The following is a 20,124-nucleotide window of genomic DNA, read 5'->3' as shown; positions in this document are numbered from 1 at the left end:
CAATTATTTAACCGCATTTAGAGGCTCCGCAATTCGTGCAGATCAAACAACCTTCTTGATAAATCAAGGTCTCCAACCCACAGTTCGGACATTTCTGCCCTTTCGCTTCCATGCCGTTCGGTAAATATTTCTTCAAGGCCCGTTCCACGCCATTCTTCCAAGTATTGATAGACTCGCTATTCAACTCCATACCCTGTACCAGTTTTATAACCTGATCGATAGGCATTCCGTAACGGAGCACACCGGAAATCAATTTAGCATAGTTCCAATATTCCGGATTAAACTTGCCATCCAAGCCTTCGATTGTCATTTTATAACCGCGTTTATTCTTGAACTGGAAGTCGTAATGCTTATTACCATCCTCATCATAGCTCTTGATGATCGTACCTTTAGAAACGTTTTTAGGTAACATGATACCCTCGTCATCATCGGCCAAACCGGTAAAGATCTCATACGGACGGCCATTCAACAAGCCGACGAAAGCGATCCATTTCTCACGGTTATTCTGGAATTTTACCACATCCGCATCCAATTCACGAGGACGGGTAGATACGATAACCGGTGGTTGCATGCAGTTGCAATCCTCTTTTTTCTTCTTTTTATCTGTCGCAATCAAGACACCGGAACGAGAACCATCTCGATAAACAGTACATCCTTTACATCCGCATCTCCATGCCTCAACATACAAAGAATCTACCAACTCCTCACTTACATCGTTCGGCAAATTGATCGTTACGCTGATAGAATGGTCCACCCATTTCTGAATGCGTCCTTGCATACGGACTTTTTGTAACCAATCGACATCATTGGAAGTCGCTTTATAATAAGGAGACTTAGCAACTAGCTCCTCCACTTCTTCTTGTGTATATTTCTTACTTGCCGAATAACCATTCGCTTGCATCCACGTTACAAACTTATGATGGAATACGATATACTCCTCGAAAGCGTCGCCTGTCTCATCCACGAAATCCACACGAGCCTCGGAATCGTTCGGGTTTACTTTGCGGCGGCGCTTATATACCGGCAAGAATACCGGCTCTATACCGGAAGTGGTTTGTGTCATCAAGCTAGTCGTTCCTGTCGGAGCGATTGTTAAGCAAGCGATATTACGACGGCCGTATTTCAACATATCCTCATATAAAGCAGGATCAGCCTCACGCAAACGGTTGATGAACGGATTTTTTTCCTCACGCTTCGCATCGAATATCTCAAAGGCACCACGTTCTTTCGCCAACATTACGGATGAACGATAAGCGGCCAAAGCTAATGTCTTTTGTATAAGTTCCGCACAATCGGTTGCTTCTTCTGTTCCATAACGCAAACCTAAAGCGGCAATCATATCGCCTTCCGCCGTAATGCCCACACCTGTACGGCGTCCTTGCAAAGTCTTTCGTTGGATCTTTTCCCACAAATGACGCTCTGTTTGTCTTACCTCCATGGATTCCGGATCCGAGTCGATCTTAGCCAAGATCATCTCGATCTTCTCCGACTCCAAATCAATAATATCATCCATAATCCGCTGGGCCAAACCTACATGCTTCTTGAACAAATCATAATCGAAATAAGCGTCCGGAGTGAACGGATTTACCACATATGAATATAAATTGATCGCTAACAAACGGCAACTATCATACGGACAAAGAGGTATCTCGCCACAAGGATTCGTGGAAACCGTACGGAACCCCAGATCCGCATAGCAGTCTGGTACAGACTCACGTAAGATCGTGTCCCAGAATAGCACACCCGGTTCAGCGGATTTCCAAGCGTTATGAATAATTTTTTTCCATAAGCCAGAAGCATCGATATCCTTCACATAAACGGGAGAATCCGAATCAATTGGATATTGTTGCTTATAGGTACCGCCATTAACCGCGGCATTCATGAAATCATCATCAATCTTCACAGATACATTTGCACCTGTAACCTTACCTTCCGTCATCTTAGCGTCGATAAACGCCTCCGAGTCCGGATGTTTAATAGAAACGCTCAGCATCAAAGCTCCACGACGGCCATCTTGGGCCACCTCACGGGTGGAATTCGAATAACGTTCCATAAACGGAACCAACCCGGTAGAAGTCAACGCAGAATTCTTAACCGGAGAACCTTTCGGGCGAATATGCGAAAGATCATGGCCTACACCACCACGGCGCTTCATTAATTGTACCTGTTCTTCGTCAATACGAATAATCGCACCATACGAATCCGCTTGCCCGTCCAATCCGATAACAAAACAATTAGAGAGTGAGGCAATTTGATAATCATTGCCAATTCCCGTCATCGGACTTCCTTGCGGAACGATGTAGCGGAAATGATCAAACAGGTCGAAAAGTTCTTGTTCCGACAACGGATTCGGATACTTTTTTTCCACACGGGCAATCTCACTTGCCAAGCGATGATGCATATCATTCGGAGATTCCTCATAGATATTTCCAAACGCATCCTTCAAGGCATATTTATTTACCCATACTTTAGCGGCGAGCTCGTCACCGGTAAAGTAATCCAATGAAGCCTTAAACGCTTCGTCAAAAGTGTAAGTTTTACGATCCACAATTATTATATTTATTTTGCGACTGCAAGTTTACGCATACTTTACCAGTTATCCAAATTACCCTACGTTAAAAAGAATACTTATTGAAAAGTTTTCCAAAACAAAACTTGCAACTCCACATTTTCAACTACTTAAACAAAACTAAGCATCAAATAGTTTTCCAAAAAGAAAACTTAACACTTATACGGATCTTCCAAAACAAAGAAGGACGCCTCTTTAGAGAGACGTCCTTATCCTACTATATAGGGATTCTTAATTTAGTTCTTGAGCAAGACCTCGATTTCCTCTACGGAAGACCGGAAAGACTTACTAGTCTCAATCTGGTCTTTGATCGTCTTACAAGCATGCAAGACCGTCGCATGGTCTTTCTTTCCTACGATCTTTCCAATATGGGAAAAAGAGGAGTCCGTATATTTCTTCGCCAAATACATCGTGATCTGACGGGCTTGCACGATCTCACGTTTACGGGAATTAGTCTGGATAACCGATTGCTCCAAGTTGAAATACTTGCAAACGATCTCCTGAATCATCTGTACGGAGATCTGTTTCTTCTCCAACCGAACCGCTTGGCTAACCACACGTTTCGTCAACGGCAGATCGATCTCACGATTATTGATAACCGCATTAGCCATTAAAGAGACGAGAATACCTTCCAAGTCACGGACATTCTCCGTCACATTATTAGCGATAAAGTTAAAGACCTCATCCGGAATCATGATTCCGTCATGGTTGATCTTATTCTTCAGTATCTTTTTACGTAGATCCAGATCCGGACGGCTCAACTCAGCCGTCAATCCCCATTTTAAACGGGTGATCAAGCGCTCTTCCATCCCTTGCAAATCCACAGGAGGTTTATCAGAAGTCAAGATAAGCTGCTTACCTAACTGGTGCAAGTGGTTGAAAATATGGAAGAATGTATTTTGAGTCTTATCCATACCGATCAACTCCTGTATATCATCCAACAGCAGCACATCGATATTTTGATAGAAATTCAAGAAGTCATTAGTCGTATTCTTACGGATAGCATCTGTAAACTGTACCCGGAACAAATGCGAAGATACATATAACACTTTTTTTTCCGGATGCAACTCCCGGATACGGGTTCCGATCGCATGGCATAAGTGAGTTTTACCCACTCCTGACGGACCAAAAATAAACAACGGGTTAAACGTAGTCTTTCCCGGATTCTGGGCAACAGCCTCACCCGCCGTACGAACCAGCTTATTGCTCGTACCCTCGAAATAATTATCAAAATTATACTTCGGGTTCAACTGAGGGTCCAAATCCTGCGGAGCAGTCGTCATAAAAGGATTCGGAGCCTTGTTAGCGTCCTTGGGAGTGACTTTCTTTACAGCGGTGGAAGCATTCTCCGCCGGATAATCAACCGTACCACCAGTTGTCTTATCCACCATGATACGGTAGTTAAGAATGGTTCCTTGACCGATTACACGATACAATGTAACTTTCAAAACATTAACATACTTCTCTTCCAGATACTCATAGAAGAATTGACTAGGCACCTGTATGGTAAACTTCTTGTCTTCGTATGATAACGGAACGATAGGTACGAACCATGTGTCAAAAGCTGCCTTAGGCACAATATCCTTTATGACCGCAAGGCACTTATTCCACAATGTTTGATAATCAGTCTGCATGTTTTCTTTCTCTCCCACTAATACTTTTTACATTCGGACTACAAAGTTTAGAAATTAATTCCGAAAAAAAAAGTGCTATTTTGTTTGGTAAATATGAATTTTCAATATCCCTTTTAGATTCAGACAGTTACTAATACCTATCTGATTTACTGTTATTTAGATCGACCAATGTTCAAAAACCCTTTATTTTAGAGACCTCTACAAAAGCGTAAACGCTGACGTCCGGTGACGGAATAAGGCCTCAGGAAGTATCTATCTCACTTTACCTAAAGGCCTTATGTATATAATCAGCAGGAGTCCCCTAACTTTTTGTCTAATTAGAATGATTCTAAATAACGTCTTTTATGCTATGATTTTTTAACATAATCAAAAAACAGAGAAATGCACGTATCTCTTCGGATTCTCCCGCAAATCAAGCAATAGCTTAGAGGCGTTGTCCATCGTGCTGTTCAGATTATCATACAATCCTTTGTCGTTTAACAACAAGCCGATGCTATTATCCGTCGAATTCAATTTATCCGTAGTCAACTTCAAGTTCGCCAAGGTCGCATTGATGGAATTGACCGTTGTAGCCAAATCCAATTCTTTCAAGTTGGCGCTCACCTCCGAGAAATTATCCGTCATCGTCTTCAAGTTATTCACGATACCCGGTACATCCTTACTCAACATCTGATTCAACTGACGGGTAGACACCTCTAGGTTGCTAGTCGTTTTTTCGATATGATTCAAGGATTGAGCCAAGGCCGGATGAGCGATCAAGGTTTGCAAGCTACCCAAGATCGTGTCGATCTTCGGCAAAAGGTTCTCAACGCTTGGCAAGATCTTCTCCTGTACGGATTGCATCATATCCTCTTCCATTCGTCCCTCAAGCGTAGAACCCGGCTTCAAAAAGTCATCCACGTAAGTGTTCAAATGGATATGCAACTCAGCTCCGCTTAAGAAAGTATTGACAACCGCTATATAACTTCCCTTATTCAGCCTCATCTTATCTTCCAAACTAACCTCAACGATGATCTTACCGGTCGTATCATAGTCATAAATAATATCACGAACCAATCCCACCTTAAAACCATCCACAAATACAGGGCTGGAAATCGTCACCCCCTTTACGTTGCTGAATGATACGTAGTAATGGTTCACCGGTTGAAACAGGTTAATACCCTTCAGATAATTAATGCCTAAATACAATAACGCCAGACTTACGATCGTCACAAGTCCGATCTTCGCCTCTTTAGTGAATACACTTTTCATTTCCTTTATTTATAATGTATAATTTATTCCTAAATCATTAATATTTCACCTTCTTCCCATCCTTAAAAGCGATGATGAAAGCATCTTTAAAATCTTTTGCGATCGTTCGGCGCATCTTCCGGATCGAGTTAAAATCCGAAGTCTCGCCATACGTGTATTTATAGATACCTTTCTCCACATAGAAATCCACGTTCTTGTACCCCTTAAATAACCGGGAGTTCGCAGGAAGCTTCTTATTGGAAGTCAAGAATTGTATCTTATATATAACCTTTCCTTTCGTGTTCCTGTTCACGGAAGTGGTAGAAGAAACTGAGGTTTTCTGTCTTGTGGCTTGCTGTTTTTTATTTAAGATATCAGCCTCGCTCCCCGGAGGCGGAGTTTTCTCATTCGCTACGGGAGCAACGACAGCTCCGGAAATATTTCCTTTACGACGATCGTAATTCTTCTTATATTTGCAAAAAGCATCGTACAACGCTTCCGCCAATTTATTTTGTCCGGCGGCGGTTCTCATGAACTGCTCTTCTTGACGATTCGAGATATACCCCAACTCGACCAGAACACTGGGCATGCTCGTTTTACGAAGCACCAAAAAACCAGCCTGTCTTACGCCACGGTCCACCCGCTTACAAGCCCCGAACGATTTCTGTATCTCGGAAGCCAGACTAATACTTTGCTCCATATGCTTATTCTGCATAAACTCGAAAATGATATAGGACTCCGAAGAGTTCGGGTCAAATCCCTCATACCGTTGTTGATAATTATCCTCCAACAAGATCGCTGAGTTCTCACTCATAGCCACCTCTAAGTTCTCTTCGCTACGGGCCAAACCCAGCGTATACGTCTCCGTACCTTGCACGGTACTTCCACGCTTTACGGCATTCGTATGGATAGACACGAAAAGATCCGCCTTATTGCGGTTCGCTATATTCGCACGTTCGTCCAACTCGATAAAACGATCCGTCTTACGAGTATAGATCACACGCACATCCTCCGCGTTATTCTCTATCAATCGACCCAATTTTAAGGCGACAGCGAGATTTATCTCCTTCTCATTAACATTCGCCCCTCTAGCTCCCGGGTCCTTACCGCCATGCCCAGCATCGATCACGACCGTAAAAGTCTTCTCTCTCGCCTGAAGTCCGGGCAAGAAAAAAAACAACGCAAATAGCAAGTTAATATATAGAAAAGACTTTTTGCTCACTTTCTAAAATTATTGCAAATTTGGAGACAAATGTAGCGCTTTTTTGCTGATTGACAGATATCTTTTTTTATAATTAAAACAAAAAAAGAGGGCAGTTTCGAAACTACCCTCTTTCATGATATATTAAAGTATCTATTATTCAGAAACAACCTCGAAAGGAACCTCAACGGAAACCTCTTTGTGAAGTTTCAAAACAGCCTTATAGCTACCTACTTCCTTAACAGACTCCTTGATATAGATAATCTTACGATCGATATTCTCGAAACCAGCCTTAGCCAAAGCCTCAGCAACTTGGATATTCGTTACAGAACCGAAGATCGTACCTGTAGAGCTAGTCTTAGCACCAATCGTCAAAGCTACACCCTCTAACTTAGCGGCCAAAGTCTGAGCGTCTTCCTTGATCTTAGCCAATTTATGGGCACGTTGCTTCAAGTTCTCAGCCAATACTTTCTTAGCAGACTCTGAAGCGATCACTGCCTTACCCGTGGGGATTAGAAAGTTACGTCCGTAACCGTCTTTTACTGTTACGATATCGTCTTTGTAGCCTAAATTCACTACATCTTCTTTCAAAATAACTTGCATATTCTGTCTCCTCTTAATTAATTATTTCATCAAATCGGTCACGTAAGGAAGCAAAGCCAAGTGACGAGCACGCTTTACAGCCTGAGCCACACGACGTTGGAACTTCAAGGAAGTACCAGTGATACGACGCGGAAGGATCTTACCTTGCTCGTTCAAGAATTTCTTCAAGAATTCAGGATCCTTATAATCGATATACTTGATACCGTTCTTTTTGAAACGGCAATATTTTTTCTTCTTAACGTCTACTGAAGGCGGAGTTAAATATCTGATTTCTGATTGAGTTGCTGCCATAATTAATTATTCTCCTTTACTGTTTCTTTAGATGATTTCAGATTTCTTCTCTTAGCTGCATATTCTGCGGCATACTTGTCTTGACGGAAAGTCAAGAAGCGGATCACACGCTCGTCACGACGGAAGTTCAACTCCAACGTAGCGATAACACTAGGATCTGCCTTGAATTCAACCAACTGGTAGAAGCCTGTTGTCTTCTTGTCGATAGGATAAGCTAACTTGCGCAAGCCCCAGTTCTCTTCATTCACGATCTCAGCTCCTTGAGCTTTCAGAAGGTTCGTGAATTTCTCTACCGCTTCCTTCATCTGAGCGTCAGACAAAACGGGAGTCAAAATGAAAACGGTTTCGTAATTGTTCATAAAACGCTGTTTAATATTGATTAATAAAAAATTTTGCGGTGCAAAGGTAGTGATTATTTCGTAACTGACAAACAAATACATATTATTAAAAAGAAAAAACTTTCTATTAACATGTTTTAGCAAAAAAAATCCATACCCACTCATTCGGGATTCTTTTTGCCCGTCTAAAGGTAAAAACATTTTCTTGACATAAAAAGAAAAGAACCGTATCAACAAAACAAGAATTCATTTCTTGATTCCATTAATACGGTTCTCCAATCCTAATTTTTACCAACACACAATATTTACACAAGTTCTTTTTTCCATGCAATCTCGACTCCTTCTTTTTGAATCCATTGCTGGAAATCCGTTAGCATATTCTTATCGCTGCGAATAATACGAGCGGATATTTGCTTTTTACTGGCATAGGTAATTAATAAACCTACAGCTTCTCCTATTCCCCACTCTACTGGATGGGTACGATAACACCCATTTGTTATGTGAGTCGTCCCTATATTTTTACATGCAGGGAACAAATTATTTACCCGCTGTGGTAATAAAGCACCTAACGGTATTTGAAAACGAAGAGAGTTGAAATCTATATAATTGTCTCCTCCACAAGAAGGATGCAAATCTATATGATAATAACCAATACCAACACTATCATAAAATGCAGCAGCAGTTGTTTCTCCTGATATCAACTTCCTATTCTCTTCGCCCACATGCTCCTCTAAAATTCTAAATTCCGCTTTAATGCGGCGTGACTCCCTTATATAAGGATATTTAGCCATTCCATCTTTCGTACCAAGCAAATTTTTACGGAGCCTTAATCCCTTCCAACCAACACCACCATCTGGTCGTGGGGCTTCAGTCTGTAACCAATATAACAATGAAAGATTCAAAGCTTTTGCGGCATCCACATGCTTCTGAAATTCATTCTCGGGCACATCTATAATATTCCCTAACATATAATCATTCTGAGGCCAATTAACAAGAGTCGTGCTCCCTTGGTAAGTATCTGGAAGAAAATTATGCTGATCTATAATTCTACGATACATCCAAAAGTTAAAAGCATCCGTTGGTGTTCCATCAGGAATACAGACAGCATGATTAGGTTTTAATGTAGATGGTGTCGGATAGGTCATACTCAACAATTTACCTGGCCATGCAGGAGTTAAATTTGGTATATAGTTAGCCCAAAACGTATAATTATCTGGCTTATCGATCGTCCAATCTTCTCCCGGTATGTATTCCATCGCAAAACAAACAGTAAAAGCCTGATTATTCAAAGGATTTGACTGCTTAGCAGCATGCAGCTCTTTTGTATCTTCTTGCGACTCCGAACCTGTTACATATTCAGTCTTCGTCAGTGGTAGTAAATCACCACACTCTGTCGCATCCACAAAATAAGGAGCGGTCAAGGTAACAAGTTCTCCATTTTGTCTATCTCGTACAGTAACAGCTAACACTTCATCTCCCTGCACATCGGAACTTTGAGCCTTATGATTTAACAAAATTTGTAATTTTCCCGCACTAACATAAGGCATTAGCATTTCCATCAAGACCTCCACAGAAACCATCGGTTCATGGCATATTTTAGATACACCACCATTACCCGGATTTAGATATGGATTATTACGAGCCGCCTCTGTTAAATGATAATGATACCGATAAAAATCACGTATTTTATTTCTATACATTCGATAAGATGCGGTAGCTCCACCAGACTCAATCCATTTATGTTCGTCTGGCGGTACACCTTGCTGAGAAACCTGTCCACCAATCCAATCCGTTTCTTCCGTAAGAATTACATTCATACCATTTCTACAAGCGGCTAACGCAGTTGCACAACCGCCCATTCCTCCTCCAACAACCACAATATCAGCTTTCATTTCCTCTACTTTCGCTCCTCCTTCAATCGGCATGGAAGAGGAAATCTTATTCCCTTTTTGGCAAGCTGTCACAAGAGGAAGCAAAAGCGAGCTTCCTCCTGTCAATAAACTATAAGTCAAAAAATCTCGTCGTTTCATATTTTAATACCCTTTATTTTGAACTAATTTAGGATTACGATCCAATTCTTGTTGAGGAATAGGCCATAACTCAAATTTAGCATCCCAATAACGATTTGCGTCCCTTACTTTCAATTTCTCTTTATAAGACTCATAATCAGGAATATCATTTAAATCATGACGATCCGATTTCTTAAAATAAGGAATATCGGTCTCAGACAAACCTTTATAACGAATTTCCTCGATAGGACGACCATACATCGGTTTCTCATTTTCTAAATCCCCAATTCCCCATCTTCTCATATCGATCAGATGCAATCCTTCAATAGCGAATTCTACCTTACGCTCTCTTCTTACTAATTGACGCATTTTCTCTATATTTCCGATTCTATCAGCCGATACATTGGGCATCCCTACACGATTTCGTACTTGATTGATAGCGTCATAAACGCTCTGATCCAACTCCCCTAGTTCAATCTTCGCTTCCGCATAACCAAGTAAGATTTCCGCATATCGCATGATTGGTACATTTTGACTTGTATAGCTAATATTTTGAGATGTTTCTTTACTATATTTAGCTATAATATAACCACACCCGGCATTGGTAAAACTAGCCCAAGCTGCAGCGCTATTTATATCATCATTATTTCTAACCTCCCATTCACCAGTCGTATAATTATATTGTTGTGTCTCGTCATCATAGGCATTGATAATAACGGTATTCAAAGAACCATTATTACAAGTAGCTGTATCTCCATGCATCCATAAAGTAGCCTTGAAACGAGGGTCCCTGTTCTTTTGTGGGTGATGTACATCATATAGTGGAGATTCATCAATACGTTTCCCATCTATACATTCATAAGTATCTGCCAACAGCATACTCGGATGTCGAGACGTTTGTCCTTGCATACGAGAGACAAAACCAAATCCAGTCCAATTCCTGTGAACATTCGTACCATCAACATTATAGATCATCTCCAAAATCATCTCGTTTCGGACATCTGCTTTCGCCTGTCCTTCCACGACAAACAAATCCTCGTAGTTCAATGCCAGCAAACGTTTCCCGATCACTTTTGAGGCTGCTTCAGCGGCTATTTTAAAATATTCAGTACTTTTTCCTCCGAAATCTAAACTCCCCCCTAATAAAGCCATACGATTGATAAGACCATACGCAAATGATTTATCAACACGTCCTCTATCCATTGCGATCCAATCTAGATATTCGGTAGCTTCATTACATTCGTTTATAATAAAATCCAATATTTTAACCCTTGATGTTTTTTCCACCTCATACTGATCGGAAGTGGGAGGTTCTGTATAAAAAGGCACATCCCCCCATAAAGCGATTAACAGATAATAATAATACGCTCTTAACACACGGACCTCCGATACATACTGTAAAGACTTCTTACTAAGATCATCCATATTCGGCCTCACTCCTGTTAAAAATGCGTTTGCTCTCGCTACGTTCGTATAAAGTTGGGACCAGAATTTAAGTATATCGCTGTTATCCGCATTTAAACCACCTCCCGCACCAATCGTCGTATTCTCATTTCTTTCCAGAGCTAGCCCTGTATAAAAATCAAAGATTGTCGTATGGGCGAGTTCTCCTACAACCTGCATATATAAGTTCGAATATACACCAGTTGCCCCTTCTCTGATTGCGTTCTCATTTGTATAAAATCCCTCGTTTGTGTAAGACGGATTCGTATCTTCTACATCCAAAAAATCACTGCATGATATATTAATAAAAACAAGTAACACGCAAATCGTATAAATGAATCTGTATCTTTTCATAACCTTTCCTTTAAAATTTTATATCGACACCAAATGTATAAACCTGAGTAACCGGATAATAAGATGATACATCACCTTCAGGATCATATCCTTTATATCCTTTTGCTATTGTGAGTAGATTTTGGCCGCTTAGATAAAATCGCACATTACTAAGCCCTGATTTACCTAATATATTCTTAGGCAATGAGTAACCTACACTCACGTTCTTTAAACGCATATAAGCCCCACTCTTTACCCAAAAAGAAGAAGGAATATTATTCATGTTTCCTCCGCCTGAACCATCAATCAATAATAAAGGATATTCTGCATTTCGATTCTCTTCAGACCAAGAATCCAACTGATGTTCGTAAACAGTACCTCCCATCCAAAACGGCCTTGCTCCTGCTCCGTTAAAGAATATATCCCGTTTACCCACTCCTTGTAAAAACACATTAAAGTCAAAGTTATTCCATTCCGCACCTAGATTCAGACTAAAAGAATAACGTGGTTGTGGATCACCGATAATCGTACGATCCGCATCTGTGATCTGGCCATCAGGTACCCCTTCAGGGCCACTAATATCCTTATATTTTATATATCCGGGCTTTACATTATCTTTATTATTCCCATAAACTGGATAGTTATTAATCTCCTCTTTAGACTGGAAATATCCATCAGCCACATATCCATACCAAGAACTTATAGGGAATCCCTCTTGTGTCGTATTATTATCATTAATATACTTATTTCCATACAGATCCGTCACCTCATTTTTTACATCGGATAACATAGCCCTAATGTTATATTTCACTTTTCCTATCCGATCATGCCACATCACGCTTAAATCCCAACCGTTATTTCTCATATTGCCCGCATTCTCCCATGGAGAAGTCAAACCAACCGCATAAGTCACGGGAAATTGTTGCAACATATCGCTAATTTCACGGATGTAATAATCAAACGTCACATCCAAACGGGTATTAAAAGCGGTAATATCCAATCCAAAATCAAACTGCTGTGATTTCTCCCAAGAGATTTCAGGATTAGACAACGCATTGGAATAAATTCCTGTAGTATAATTTTTACTATCTCCAAACCAATACGAGGCATCCAAGGCTAATACAGACGCATATGGATAATAGTCCTTGAGGTCTTGGTTTCCTAAAGAACCATACGAAGCACGGATCTTCAAATTATCAATCGCATCTTTTAATGGATCGAAGAAATGTTCCTCTGATATTCGCCATCCAATAGACACTGAAGGAAAAAATCCCCAGCGATTTTTAGCAGTGAACCTTGATGAGCCATCGTAACGTCCGGTAAGTTCGATTAAATATTTGTCCGCAAAAGTATAATTAAAGCGAGCGAAATATGACATCATAGTCAATTTAGAACTATTACCATTAACCATAGAGGAAGAGGCATCCCCATGATTCATTTCCTCGTAGCCATCATAGTAATAATTATTACGTGAACCACCAAACGACTTATTTTTGAACTCATCGGTTTGAAATCCCAAAAAGCCCTTAAAATAATGCCTTTCATTGAAAGTATTTTCATAAGTCACCTGAGCGTTAAACTGGTTCTTAATCAACTGATACCACTCCTCATACCTAGATTTAGTCGTAGGATAAGTCATGATAAAATTACCACCCTCATAAGTATCATAGGTATTCTGAAACTTATCTTGTTTATTCTCATACCGCCTGCTGGCATAACTGGCCAAGATCTCCATACCTTTGATTGGTGTCAAAGCGAGAGTTCCTTTTACATCTATATCATTATTATCTACGACCTTAACCCCACCATCAATCGCTTGCGCTAACGGATTGATACCATTTTGGCCATTTCCCCAAGTTCCATCATTATTAACAGCCCCAAAAAGAGGTGTAAAACGCAACGTACTATTTATAATATTATTTGTTCCACTCGTCGGGTCTTTTTGAATGCTTCTACGGATATTCAGGTTTAAACCCGCCCTAAGCCACTCTGTTAGCTTAACGTCCGTGTTTGAACGAATAGCAGTACGTTTGAACGAATTATTTGGTATTAAACCATCCTCATAATTATAGGAAGCATTGACAAATGTCTTTAACACATCACTACCACCACTAACACTAAGTGAATGATTATGTGTTAACGTGATTTCATCAAATACTAAATCTTTCCAATTCGTATCATACCTATGAATATTATCTGCCCCAGAAGTTTTATAGGCATTAATTACCTCTTCCGAATATTGAGGGGCTTGATTATTATTAACGCACGCTTGATTGATAGCCTCCATATAAGTGACCGCATCTACGGGATTAGGAGTCGAGGTAGGCGTACGAAAACCTACATAACCATTATAAGAGACCGATAATTTATTTTCTTTAGCCCTTTTGGTTGTCACCAAAATGACACCATTAGAGGCACGAGATCCATAGATCGACGCTGATGCAGCATCTTTCAATACAGAGACAGACTCTATCGCATTCATATCGACAGAGTTCATATCCCCCTCAACTCCATCTATCAATACCAAAGGCTCACTATTTGAATTGATCGATCCCGTTCCTCGGATTTGGATGGAGGCCGTCGCTCCCGGAGCTCCGGAACTTTGGGTAACAACCATACCCGGTATCAAGCCTTGTAAGGCTTGAGATGAACTGGAAAGGTTTCGCTTCGTTAAATCCTGACTAGAAATACTTTGCACCGCTCCCGTCAGATTTACCTTCTTTTGTGTTCCATATCCAACAACGACCACCTCGTCTAAAGCTTGCGTATCCTCGCCAAGTTTAACGGAGAAATCGGTCTTTCCTGAGACCGATAATTCTTGCGTATTATAGCCGATATATGAGACTTGAAGAGTAGCATTACCGCTTACCTCTAACGTGAATTTCCCATCAATATCAGTGATAGTTCCGTTTGCAGTCCCCTTCTCCACAACATTTGCACCAATCACAGGGATACCTTGGTTATCGACAATCACACCCGATACTCTTTTTCTGTCTTTCGTGGTATCATCCGCTTTCTCCGGTACAATAAGTATGTAATTTCCATTTGTCTTATATGTGTACCCCGTATTCTTTAACAATTGCGATAAGGCCAACAAGACTTCCATTTCTTTTTGATCCATCAAGACCTTTCTCGACACATCCAATTGACTGTCATTATAGGCTATCTTATAAGTCGAGACTGACTCTAGTTTCTCAAATGCTTGTTTTAAAGAGATAAAACCGTCATGAAATGTCACTTTTTGCGCATCAATAGGCAAACTCCGAACCATAGCAAGACTCAAACAAAGAATAGTGATACATATAGATTTATTCCTGTTCATGCGATATTAGATTTTTTAGTTAAACATTTATATTTCCTTCTATAGTACGTACTCGTTATTAGGACAAGGAATACGAAGGATACACCTAACAGAATAAAGTTAACAAATGTAAAACACAGAACATTGAGTAATAGAAATTCCAAAGGACACAAACACCAAACTGTTTATCGAAAGCTCGTATCTATTGTTCAGCTCGACAAACAAACAGTGAGATAAAGTTTTTACTTCTAATTGGTAAACACACTCGTTTCTATATATACTTTCACTTTTAAAAGAAGACTAAGAAATATACATTTTAATCAATATAGACTCCATCCTCTTTGATCTGATACTCTAAACCAGGTACTATCTCCTTGAGCAGCATCATGATGTTCACCAATGACTCATTCTTATTGAAATGGATCGTAAGCCGGTTGGAATGATAAGCGGAGGTACGCAAATGCACCTTCACATTATAGACACGTTCCAAGGTTTTTAAAATATCCTCGAAAGAATCGTTGTTAAACAACAAGCCTCCCTCTTTCCATGCCGAGTAATCCGAGCCCACCACCTGCCGCACGTTCACCTTTCCCCGGGAAGGGATGTAGACAAGCTGCTCGTTAGGACTCAATATACATGGAGCCACCGAGGGATCATCAGGAAGGATCTTCAAGGAACCTTCCTCCAAGGTTGTCGTTATCTTCTCTTGGTCCGAGTAAGCGGATAAATTAAACTCGGTACCCAACACTTGTACCCGCATCGCTTTCGTCCGCACAATGAAAGGTTGCTCAGGACGTTTTCGCACCTTGAAATATCCCTCTCCCACCAGATAGATCTCTCGCTTATCCCCGATAAAGTCGGATGGATAAAGCAGCAAGGTACCGGAATTCAACCAGACCTCGCTACCATCGGGCAAGGTGATCCGCTCCCGCTTGCCGGAAGGTACAAACCGCTCCATAAAAGCGAGCTGCCTGACATCCCGTGCGTCTCTATATAGATAATAAGAAACACCCAACGACAACAAAGGGATCAGCCAGATAGCGGCGATACGCACCCATGCCGGGATACGCAGACAGGGACGGGGCCTCACGTCCAATGTATTCTCCAACCGGGTGAAAGCCATCTCGCTTCGTTTATCCGCCTCCGGAAAACCGATCTCATTCCAGATCTCCCGTAAAACCTCTTCCTTTTCCCGTTCGTCTCCCGGCTCCGCCAATCGTTGATGTACCCGATCCACCATCTCCCCGGAGAACGAATGATGGAAAAAGTATTTTAATATCTTTTTTATAGGACTCATTCCTGCTTTTCTATTTTATCTTGTTTATAGGACCTACTTTTCTCACTTTACCCTCAATTCATTAACATATCATAACAAGAAGGAAAGTCAATACTACGTTCCGCAATTCCCTTAACGCTAGATTCAAATGTTTTTCCACGGTCTTTTTTGAGAGTTGTAAATTCTCGGCAATCTCTGTGTTCGACAATCCCTCATTACGGCTCATCCGGTAGATCATCCTCCGCTGTGGCGGCATGGTCTCTACAATCATATCCACCAACAATCGCAAATCCTTAGCGACTAAATCCTCATAAGGCGTACTTCGCTCCTCGTCTTCCTCCGAAGCACTCTCCAAGCTCACGAGATTCACCCGGCGGGATTCGATATAATTGAACGCCGTATGCTTCGCCAGCACATAGAGGTAGGAACCGAACGTCCTCACTTCCGTGAAACGACTCCGATGCGTCCAAAGCTTTAGGAAAATCTCTTGGGTCAAGTCCTCGGCATCGCTCTCGGACTTCACGAGTCCCAGCACGAAATAATAGACTTTCAGATGGTAACGCATGAACAATTCCCGGAAAGCGGTATGATTTCCAGCGGCAAATTGTTCTAAAATGGATTTTTCATCTGTCATCTCGATTAACTCCTTTCACGATACGGTGGGAGCAAATAAAGTAATAATAACCGGCCGTAAGAACGCTTTTCTTGTTAATAAATACAAAATTGAAAGAAATCCCCCGTATATCAAGCCCTCCCTTCCCGAAGATTTAAGGCTTCTAAAGGCATCCTTTAGCCGTTTTCTCCGTACCTATTCATCTTCTACCATCCGTTGTATGATCATCCACCAACTGTTAGAAGATCATGCAACGGATGGTGGATGATCATACAACAGCTGATAGAATATGAAAGTCTACGCTCGAAATCCTTTAAATGTAGGTTTCTTTCGCCTAATGTGTGATGAAGAATCGCTTACCACTTCCTTATGTTCTTTTTTTTGTCTAAGTTTGTTCCTTCAATGACATTCAATATGTATTGGTTACATCATTCTATCAATTTACTCAAGATCATGCCCTTTTTGGGCGGTTGGTTATCCGACCGGTTGCTGGGAGACCCGGAAGGTTGGCCCCATCCGATCGTATGGTTTGGCAAAGCGATCAGCGCCGGAGAGAAAGAGTTGAATAAAGGCTCCGAGCGGGTCCTAAAAGGCGGTATACTGGCAGTCGTGCTTATCCTTGGCGTGTATTTAATCTGCGAGAGGATATTGTCGTGGGCTTGGATCATACATCCGCAGTTCAGTGGGTTGCTGACGGCTGTCGGCGTATTTTATTGCCTATCCGGGAAGACGCTTATTAAGGAAGTGAAGGCGGTGTTCGAGGCCGTGGACCGTAGCACGGAAGAAGGACGGCGGCAAGTGGCGCGGATCGTTGGGAGGGATACCTCGAACCTGTCGCCGCAAGAGATACGGGCGGCGGCGTTGGAGACCTTGTCCGAGAACCTGAGCGACGGCGTGATCGCCCCGATGTTTTGGTTCGCCCTGCTGGGGTTGCCGGGGATGATGGCTTACAAGATGGTGAATACACTGGACTCGATGATCGGTTATAAGAATGAGCGTTACCTAGAGTTCGGACGGATAGCGGCGCTAATCGACGATATCGCCAATTACATCCCGGCCCGCCTCACGGCCTATTTGATGTTGCTTGTCTCCAATAATTGGGGGAAAAGGGATTTCGTACGGCGTTTCGGCCCTGAACACGCAAGCCCTAATTCCGGTTATCCAGAAGCGGCCTTGGCGGCGGTCTTGGACTGCCAGTTCGGGGGGACGCACGATTATTTCGGCAAACCGGTGGAGAAGCCTTATATCGGGACGAACGCGAGGCCTTTCACGACCGAGGATATGCGTATCGCCATTCAAGTGAATAGCAATACGGAACTGTTGATGGGTGTGATCGTCACCCTTATTTTACTAATAATATAATATTAATAATATGGAAATTAGATTAAACAAACTGATAAGCGAAGCCGGTGTTTGCTCACGCCGGGAAGCGGACAATTTCATCGAGATGGAACGGGTAACCGTAAACGGCAAGCAACCGCACGTAGGCCAGAAGGTCACGGCGGAGGATGTCGTATTGGTGGACGGTGAACGCTTGAACGTAGAGAAATATATCCGCCTGCAAGAGGAGGAGAAAAAGGAGATGCAGCAAGAAAAAGAATTACTCGGCACGCTCCGGAAAGCGAAACCCGAGAACAAGGGAGGCCATGAAGGCGCTAAAATGGAGAAGTTCGGAAAGTTCAATAAATACGCTGCCGCCCGTAAGGCGCAGAAAGAGGGAGGCTGGAAATCCAAGACCGCCAAGCTTACCGACGAGGAGAAGTTATTGCGGGATGCCTTACGCCCCAAGTTCGGAAAGGCACTGAGCAAATCGGCGGTGGCGCAGCGGATCGCCGCCAACCCGAAATCGGCCGCCCTTCGGAAGACGAGCAAGAACAACCCGATCAACAAGGCGAAACGTGCCGCCCACCGGAAAAACAGGAATCACGGAGGCGATGAGTAAGAAAGTGATCTTAGTGACTGGAGGACAGCGGTCCGGCAAGAGCGGGTACGCACAGAGGCTCGCCTTATCGCTGTCGCCCAACCCGGTTTACCTAGCTACCTCCCGCATCTGGGACGAAGAGTTCCGGAAGCGGGTGGAACGCCACCAGCGAGACCGTGGACCCGAGTGGACCAATATAGAGGAAGAGAAATACTTGAGCCGCCACGATCTTACCGATCGTGTCGTGGTGATCGATTGCGTAACCCTTTGGGGAACGAATTTCTTCTTCGACAATCAAAGCGACGTGGAATTATCCCTCTCCCTCCTCAAAGCGGAGTTCGATAAACTCTCCCAGCAAGATGCCTACCTGATCTTCGTGACGAACGAGCTGGGTATGGGAGGCGTGCCGATAGACGAGGTGCAACGTAAATTTACCGATATGCAAGGCTGGCTCAACCAATATATTGCCTCTAAAGCGGACGAGGTTGTCTTGATGGTCAGCGGAATCCCCGTCAAGATCAAGGAATAAGAACAACGACTTATATAAAATACTACTATCATGATACAATTTCACATCGAGGCCCCGGACAAAGGGCTGGAGGCCGCTTTACAAGACAAGATCGATAATCTGACAAAGCCGAAAGGCTCATTGGGAACGCTCGAGGCGCTCGCCCTGCAAGTGGGATTGATCCAGCAAACCTTATCGCCTGTCTTGCGTCATCCCGTGAACGTAATCTATGCATCGGATCACGGCATCGCCGACGAGGGCGTAAGCAAATCTCCCAAGGAGGTAACTCGCCAAGTGATCCATAATTTCTTGAACGGAGGAGCGGGAGTTTGCTACCTTGCCCGCCAGCATGGGTTTGAGTTGAAGATCGTGGATGGCGGCGTGGATTTCGATTTCCCCGTTATCCCCCAACTTATCGACCGCAAGGTGCGCAAGGGAGGAACCCGTAACTTTCTTCACGAGGCGGCCATGACCGTGGAGGAAATGGAGAAAGCCCTTCAATACGGAGCCGATATCGTGACGGATTGTTACAACGAAGGCTGTAACGTGATCAGTTTCGGAGAGATGGGTATCGGGAATACGGCGGCTTCCAGCATGTGGATGACTTGCCTCACACAAATCCCATTGATCGACTGTGTGGGGGCCGGTAGTGGACTGGACAGCGAGGGCGTACGGCATAAATACAACGTACTGAAACGCTCGTTGGAGAATTATAAGGGGGATGGAAGCGCCTTGGATGTAATGCGCTACTTCGGAGGGTATGAGATGGTTATGGCTGTAGGAGGCATGTTGCGTGCCGCCGAACTGAAGATGATTATCCTCGTGGATGGTTTTATCATGACGAATTGCGTATT

Annotated in this window: 16 protein-coding genes (1 of these 16 cut by a window edge); 4 read left to right on the top strand and 12 right to left on the bottom strand. The window is 42.6% G+C overall.

Annotation, left to right across the window (positions count from 1 at the left end; genetic code table 11):
- Positions 1 to 7: 7 nt before the first annotated feature.
- From CI960_RS03115 to CI960_RS03060, 12 genes are all read right to left on the bottom strand, one after another.
- Positions 8 to 2,548, bottom strand: a complete 2,541-nt coding sequence (locus CI960_RS03115) for an adenosylcobalamin-dependent ribonucleoside-diphosphate reductase (protein ID WP_005855085.1) — start codon at positions 2,546 to 2,548, stop codon at positions 8 to 10.
- 257 nt (positions 2,549 to 2,805) lie between these two features.
- Positions 2,806 to 4,203, bottom strand: coding sequence for a chromosomal replication initiator protein DnaA (gene dnaA / locus CI960_RS03110; RefSeq protein WP_008774487.1), 1,398 nt, complete (start codon positions 4,201 to 4,203; stop codon positions 2,806 to 2,808).
- Between the two features lie 366 nt (positions 4,204 to 4,569).
- Entirely contained in the window at positions 4,570 to 5,454 is an 885-nt protein-coding gene (locus tag CI960_RS03105; protein ID WP_005855082.1) for an MlaD family protein, read from the bottom strand.
- Positions 5,455 to 5,491: 37 nt separating this feature from the next.
- A complete protein-coding gene (locus CI960_RS03100; protein ID WP_005855080.1) occupies positions 5,492 to 6,655 on the bottom strand; it encodes an N-acetylmuramoyl-L-alanine amidase in 1,164 nt (387 codons plus the stop codon).
- Positions 6,656 to 6,790: 135 nt separating this feature from the next.
- On the bottom strand, positions 6,791 to 7,237 hold the full coding sequence (gene rplI / locus CI960_RS03095) for a 50S ribosomal protein L9 (RefSeq protein ID WP_005855078.1): 447 nt from the start codon (positions 7,235 to 7,237) through the stop codon (positions 6,791 to 6,793).
- A 21-nt stretch (positions 7,238 to 7,258) separates the two neighbouring features.
- Positions 7,259 to 7,528, bottom strand: a complete 270-nt coding sequence (gene rpsR / locus CI960_RS03090; RefSeq protein ID WP_005637107.1) for a 30S ribosomal protein S18 — start codon at positions 7,526 to 7,528, stop codon at positions 7,259 to 7,261.
- 2 nt (positions 7,529 to 7,530) lie between these two features.
- Entirely contained in the window at positions 7,531 to 7,887 is a 357-nt protein-coding gene (gene rpsF / locus CI960_RS03085) for a 30S ribosomal protein S6 (protein WP_005865478.1), read from the bottom strand.
- 284 nt (positions 7,888 to 8,171) lie between these two features.
- On the bottom strand, positions 8,172 to 9,896 hold the full coding sequence (locus tag CI960_RS03080; protein WP_005855072.1) for an FAD-dependent oxidoreductase: 1,725 nt from the start codon (positions 9,894 to 9,896) through the stop codon (positions 8,172 to 8,174).
- Positions 9,897 to 9,899: 3 nt separating this feature from the next.
- On the bottom strand, positions 9,900 to 11,672 hold the full coding sequence (locus tag CI960_RS03075) for a RagB/SusD family nutrient uptake outer membrane protein (protein WP_005855070.1): 1,773 nt from the start codon (positions 11,670 to 11,672) through the stop codon (positions 9,900 to 9,902).
- Positions 11,673 to 11,682: 10 nt separating this feature from the next.
- Positions 11,683 to 14,973, bottom strand: a complete 3,291-nt coding sequence (locus CI960_RS03070) for a TonB-dependent receptor (RefSeq protein ID WP_005855068.1) — start codon at positions 14,971 to 14,973, stop codon at positions 11,683 to 11,685.
- A gap of 295 nt (positions 14,974 to 15,268) precedes the next feature.
- Positions 15,269 to 16,249 carry a FecR family protein gene (locus CI960_RS03065; protein ID WP_005855066.1) on the bottom strand — a complete coding sequence of 327 codons (981 nt, stop codon included), beginning with the start codon at positions 16,247 to 16,249 and terminating at the stop codon, positions 15,269 to 15,271.
- Between the two features lie 61 nt (positions 16,250 to 16,310).
- Complete coding sequence (locus tag CI960_RS03060; RefSeq protein ID WP_005855064.1) at positions 16,311 to 16,862, bottom strand: RNA polymerase sigma-70 factor; 552 nt, start codon at positions 16,860 to 16,862, stop codon at positions 16,311 to 16,313.
- Between the two features lie 381 nt (positions 16,863 to 17,243).
- On the opposite strand from CI960_RS03060, the gene cbiB reads away from it, so the two are divergent.
- The 4 genes in view from cbiB to cobT are tightly spaced (at most 30 nt apart) and all read left to right on the top strand, a layout consistent with a single transcriptional unit that may run on beyond the window.
- Positions 17,244 to 18,203, top strand: coding sequence for an adenosylcobinamide-phosphate synthase CbiB (gene cbiB / locus CI960_RS03050; RefSeq protein WP_005855061.1), 960 nt, complete (start codon positions 17,244 to 17,246; stop codon positions 18,201 to 18,203).
- A gap of 10 nt (positions 18,204 to 18,213) precedes the next feature.
- Positions 18,214 to 18,783: a S4 domain-containing protein gene (locus CI960_RS03045; RefSeq protein WP_005855059.1), complete on the top strand. Its 570-nt coding sequence runs from the start codon at positions 18,214 to 18,216 to the stop codon at positions 18,781 to 18,783.
- Complete coding sequence (gene cobU, locus CI960_RS03040) at positions 18,776 to 19,291, top strand: bifunctional adenosylcobinamide kinase/adenosylcobinamide-phosphate guanylyltransferase (RefSeq protein WP_005855056.1); 516 nt, start codon at positions 18,776 to 18,778, stop codon at positions 19,289 to 19,291. The genes CI960_RS03045 and cobU overlap by 8 nt, the downstream gene beginning before the upstream one ends.
- A 30-nt stretch (positions 19,292 to 19,321) precedes the next feature.
- A protein-coding gene (cobT, locus tag CI960_RS03035; protein ID WP_005855054.1) for a nicotinate-nucleotide--dimethylbenzimidazole phosphoribosyltransferase crosses the window boundary here: on the top strand, positions 19,322 to 20,124 show its 5' portion. Its footprint extends 238 nt past the window's final position; the window shows 803 of its 1,041 coding nt (coding positions 1-803); it begins with the start codon at positions 19,322 to 19,324; the stop codon falls past the right edge of the window.

Origin of the sequence: Parabacteroides sp. CT06 (assembly GCF_002257605.1) — a bacterium.
GTDB classification, from domain to species: domain Bacteria; phylum Bacteroidota; class Bacteroidia; order Bacteroidales; family Tannerellaceae; genus Parabacteroides; species Parabacteroides distasonis.
The sequence above is the reverse complement of the archived record's forward strand: the minus strand, read 5'-3'. Positions and strand labels throughout refer to the sequence as shown.

What these genes read in the sequence shown, in the direction of transcription:
- rpsF (WP_005865478.1), bottom strand. Translation starts at nt 7,887, where the DNA reads ATGAACAATTACGAAACCGTTTTCATTTTGACTCCCGTTTTGTCTGAC.
- CI960_RS03045 (WP_005855059.1), top strand. Translation starts at nt 18,214, where the DNA reads ATGGAAATTAGATTAAACAAACTGATAAGCGAAGCCGGTGTTTGCTCA.
- cobU (WP_005855056.1), top strand. Translation starts at nt 18,776, where the DNA reads ATGAGTAAGAAAGTGATCTTAGTGACTGGAGGACAGCGGTCCGGCAAG.
- cbiB (WP_005855061.1), top strand. Translation starts at nt 17,244, where the DNA reads ATGACATTCAATATGTATTGGTTACATCATTCTATCAATTTACTCAAG.
- dnaA (WP_008774487.1), bottom strand. Translation starts at nt 4,203, where the DNA reads ATGCAGACTGATTATCAAACATTGTGGAATAAGTGCCTTGCGGTCATA.
- CI960_RS03105 (WP_005855082.1), bottom strand. Translation starts at nt 5,454, where the DNA reads ATGAAAAGTGTATTCACTAAAGAGGCGAAGATCGGACTTGTGACGATC.
- rplI (WP_005855078.1), bottom strand. Translation starts at nt 7,237, where the DNA reads ATGCAAGTTATTTTGAAAGAAGATGTAGTGAATTTAGGCTACAAAGAC.
- CI960_RS03070 (WP_005855068.1), bottom strand. Translation starts at nt 14,973, where the DNA reads ATGAACAGGAATAAATCTATATGTATCACTATTCTTTGTTTGAGTCTT.
- CI960_RS03060 (WP_005855064.1), bottom strand. Translation starts at nt 16,862, where the DNA reads ATGACAGATGAAAAATCCATTTTAGAACAATTTGCCGCTGGAAATCAT.
- CI960_RS03080 (WP_005855072.1), bottom strand. Translation starts at nt 9,896, where the DNA reads ATGAAACGACGAGATTTTTTGACTTATAGTTTATTGACAGGAGGAAGC.
- CI960_RS03065 (WP_005855066.1), bottom strand. Translation starts at nt 16,249, where the DNA reads ATGAGTCCTATAAAAAAGATATTAAAATACTTTTTCCATCATTCGTTC.
- rpsR (WP_005637107.1), bottom strand. Translation starts at nt 7,528, where the DNA reads ATGGCAGCAACTCAATCAGAAATCAGATATTTAACTCCGCCTTCAGTA.
- CI960_RS03075 (WP_005855070.1), bottom strand. Translation starts at nt 11,672, where the DNA reads ATGAAAAGATACAGATTCATTTATACGATTTGCGTGTTACTTGTTTTT.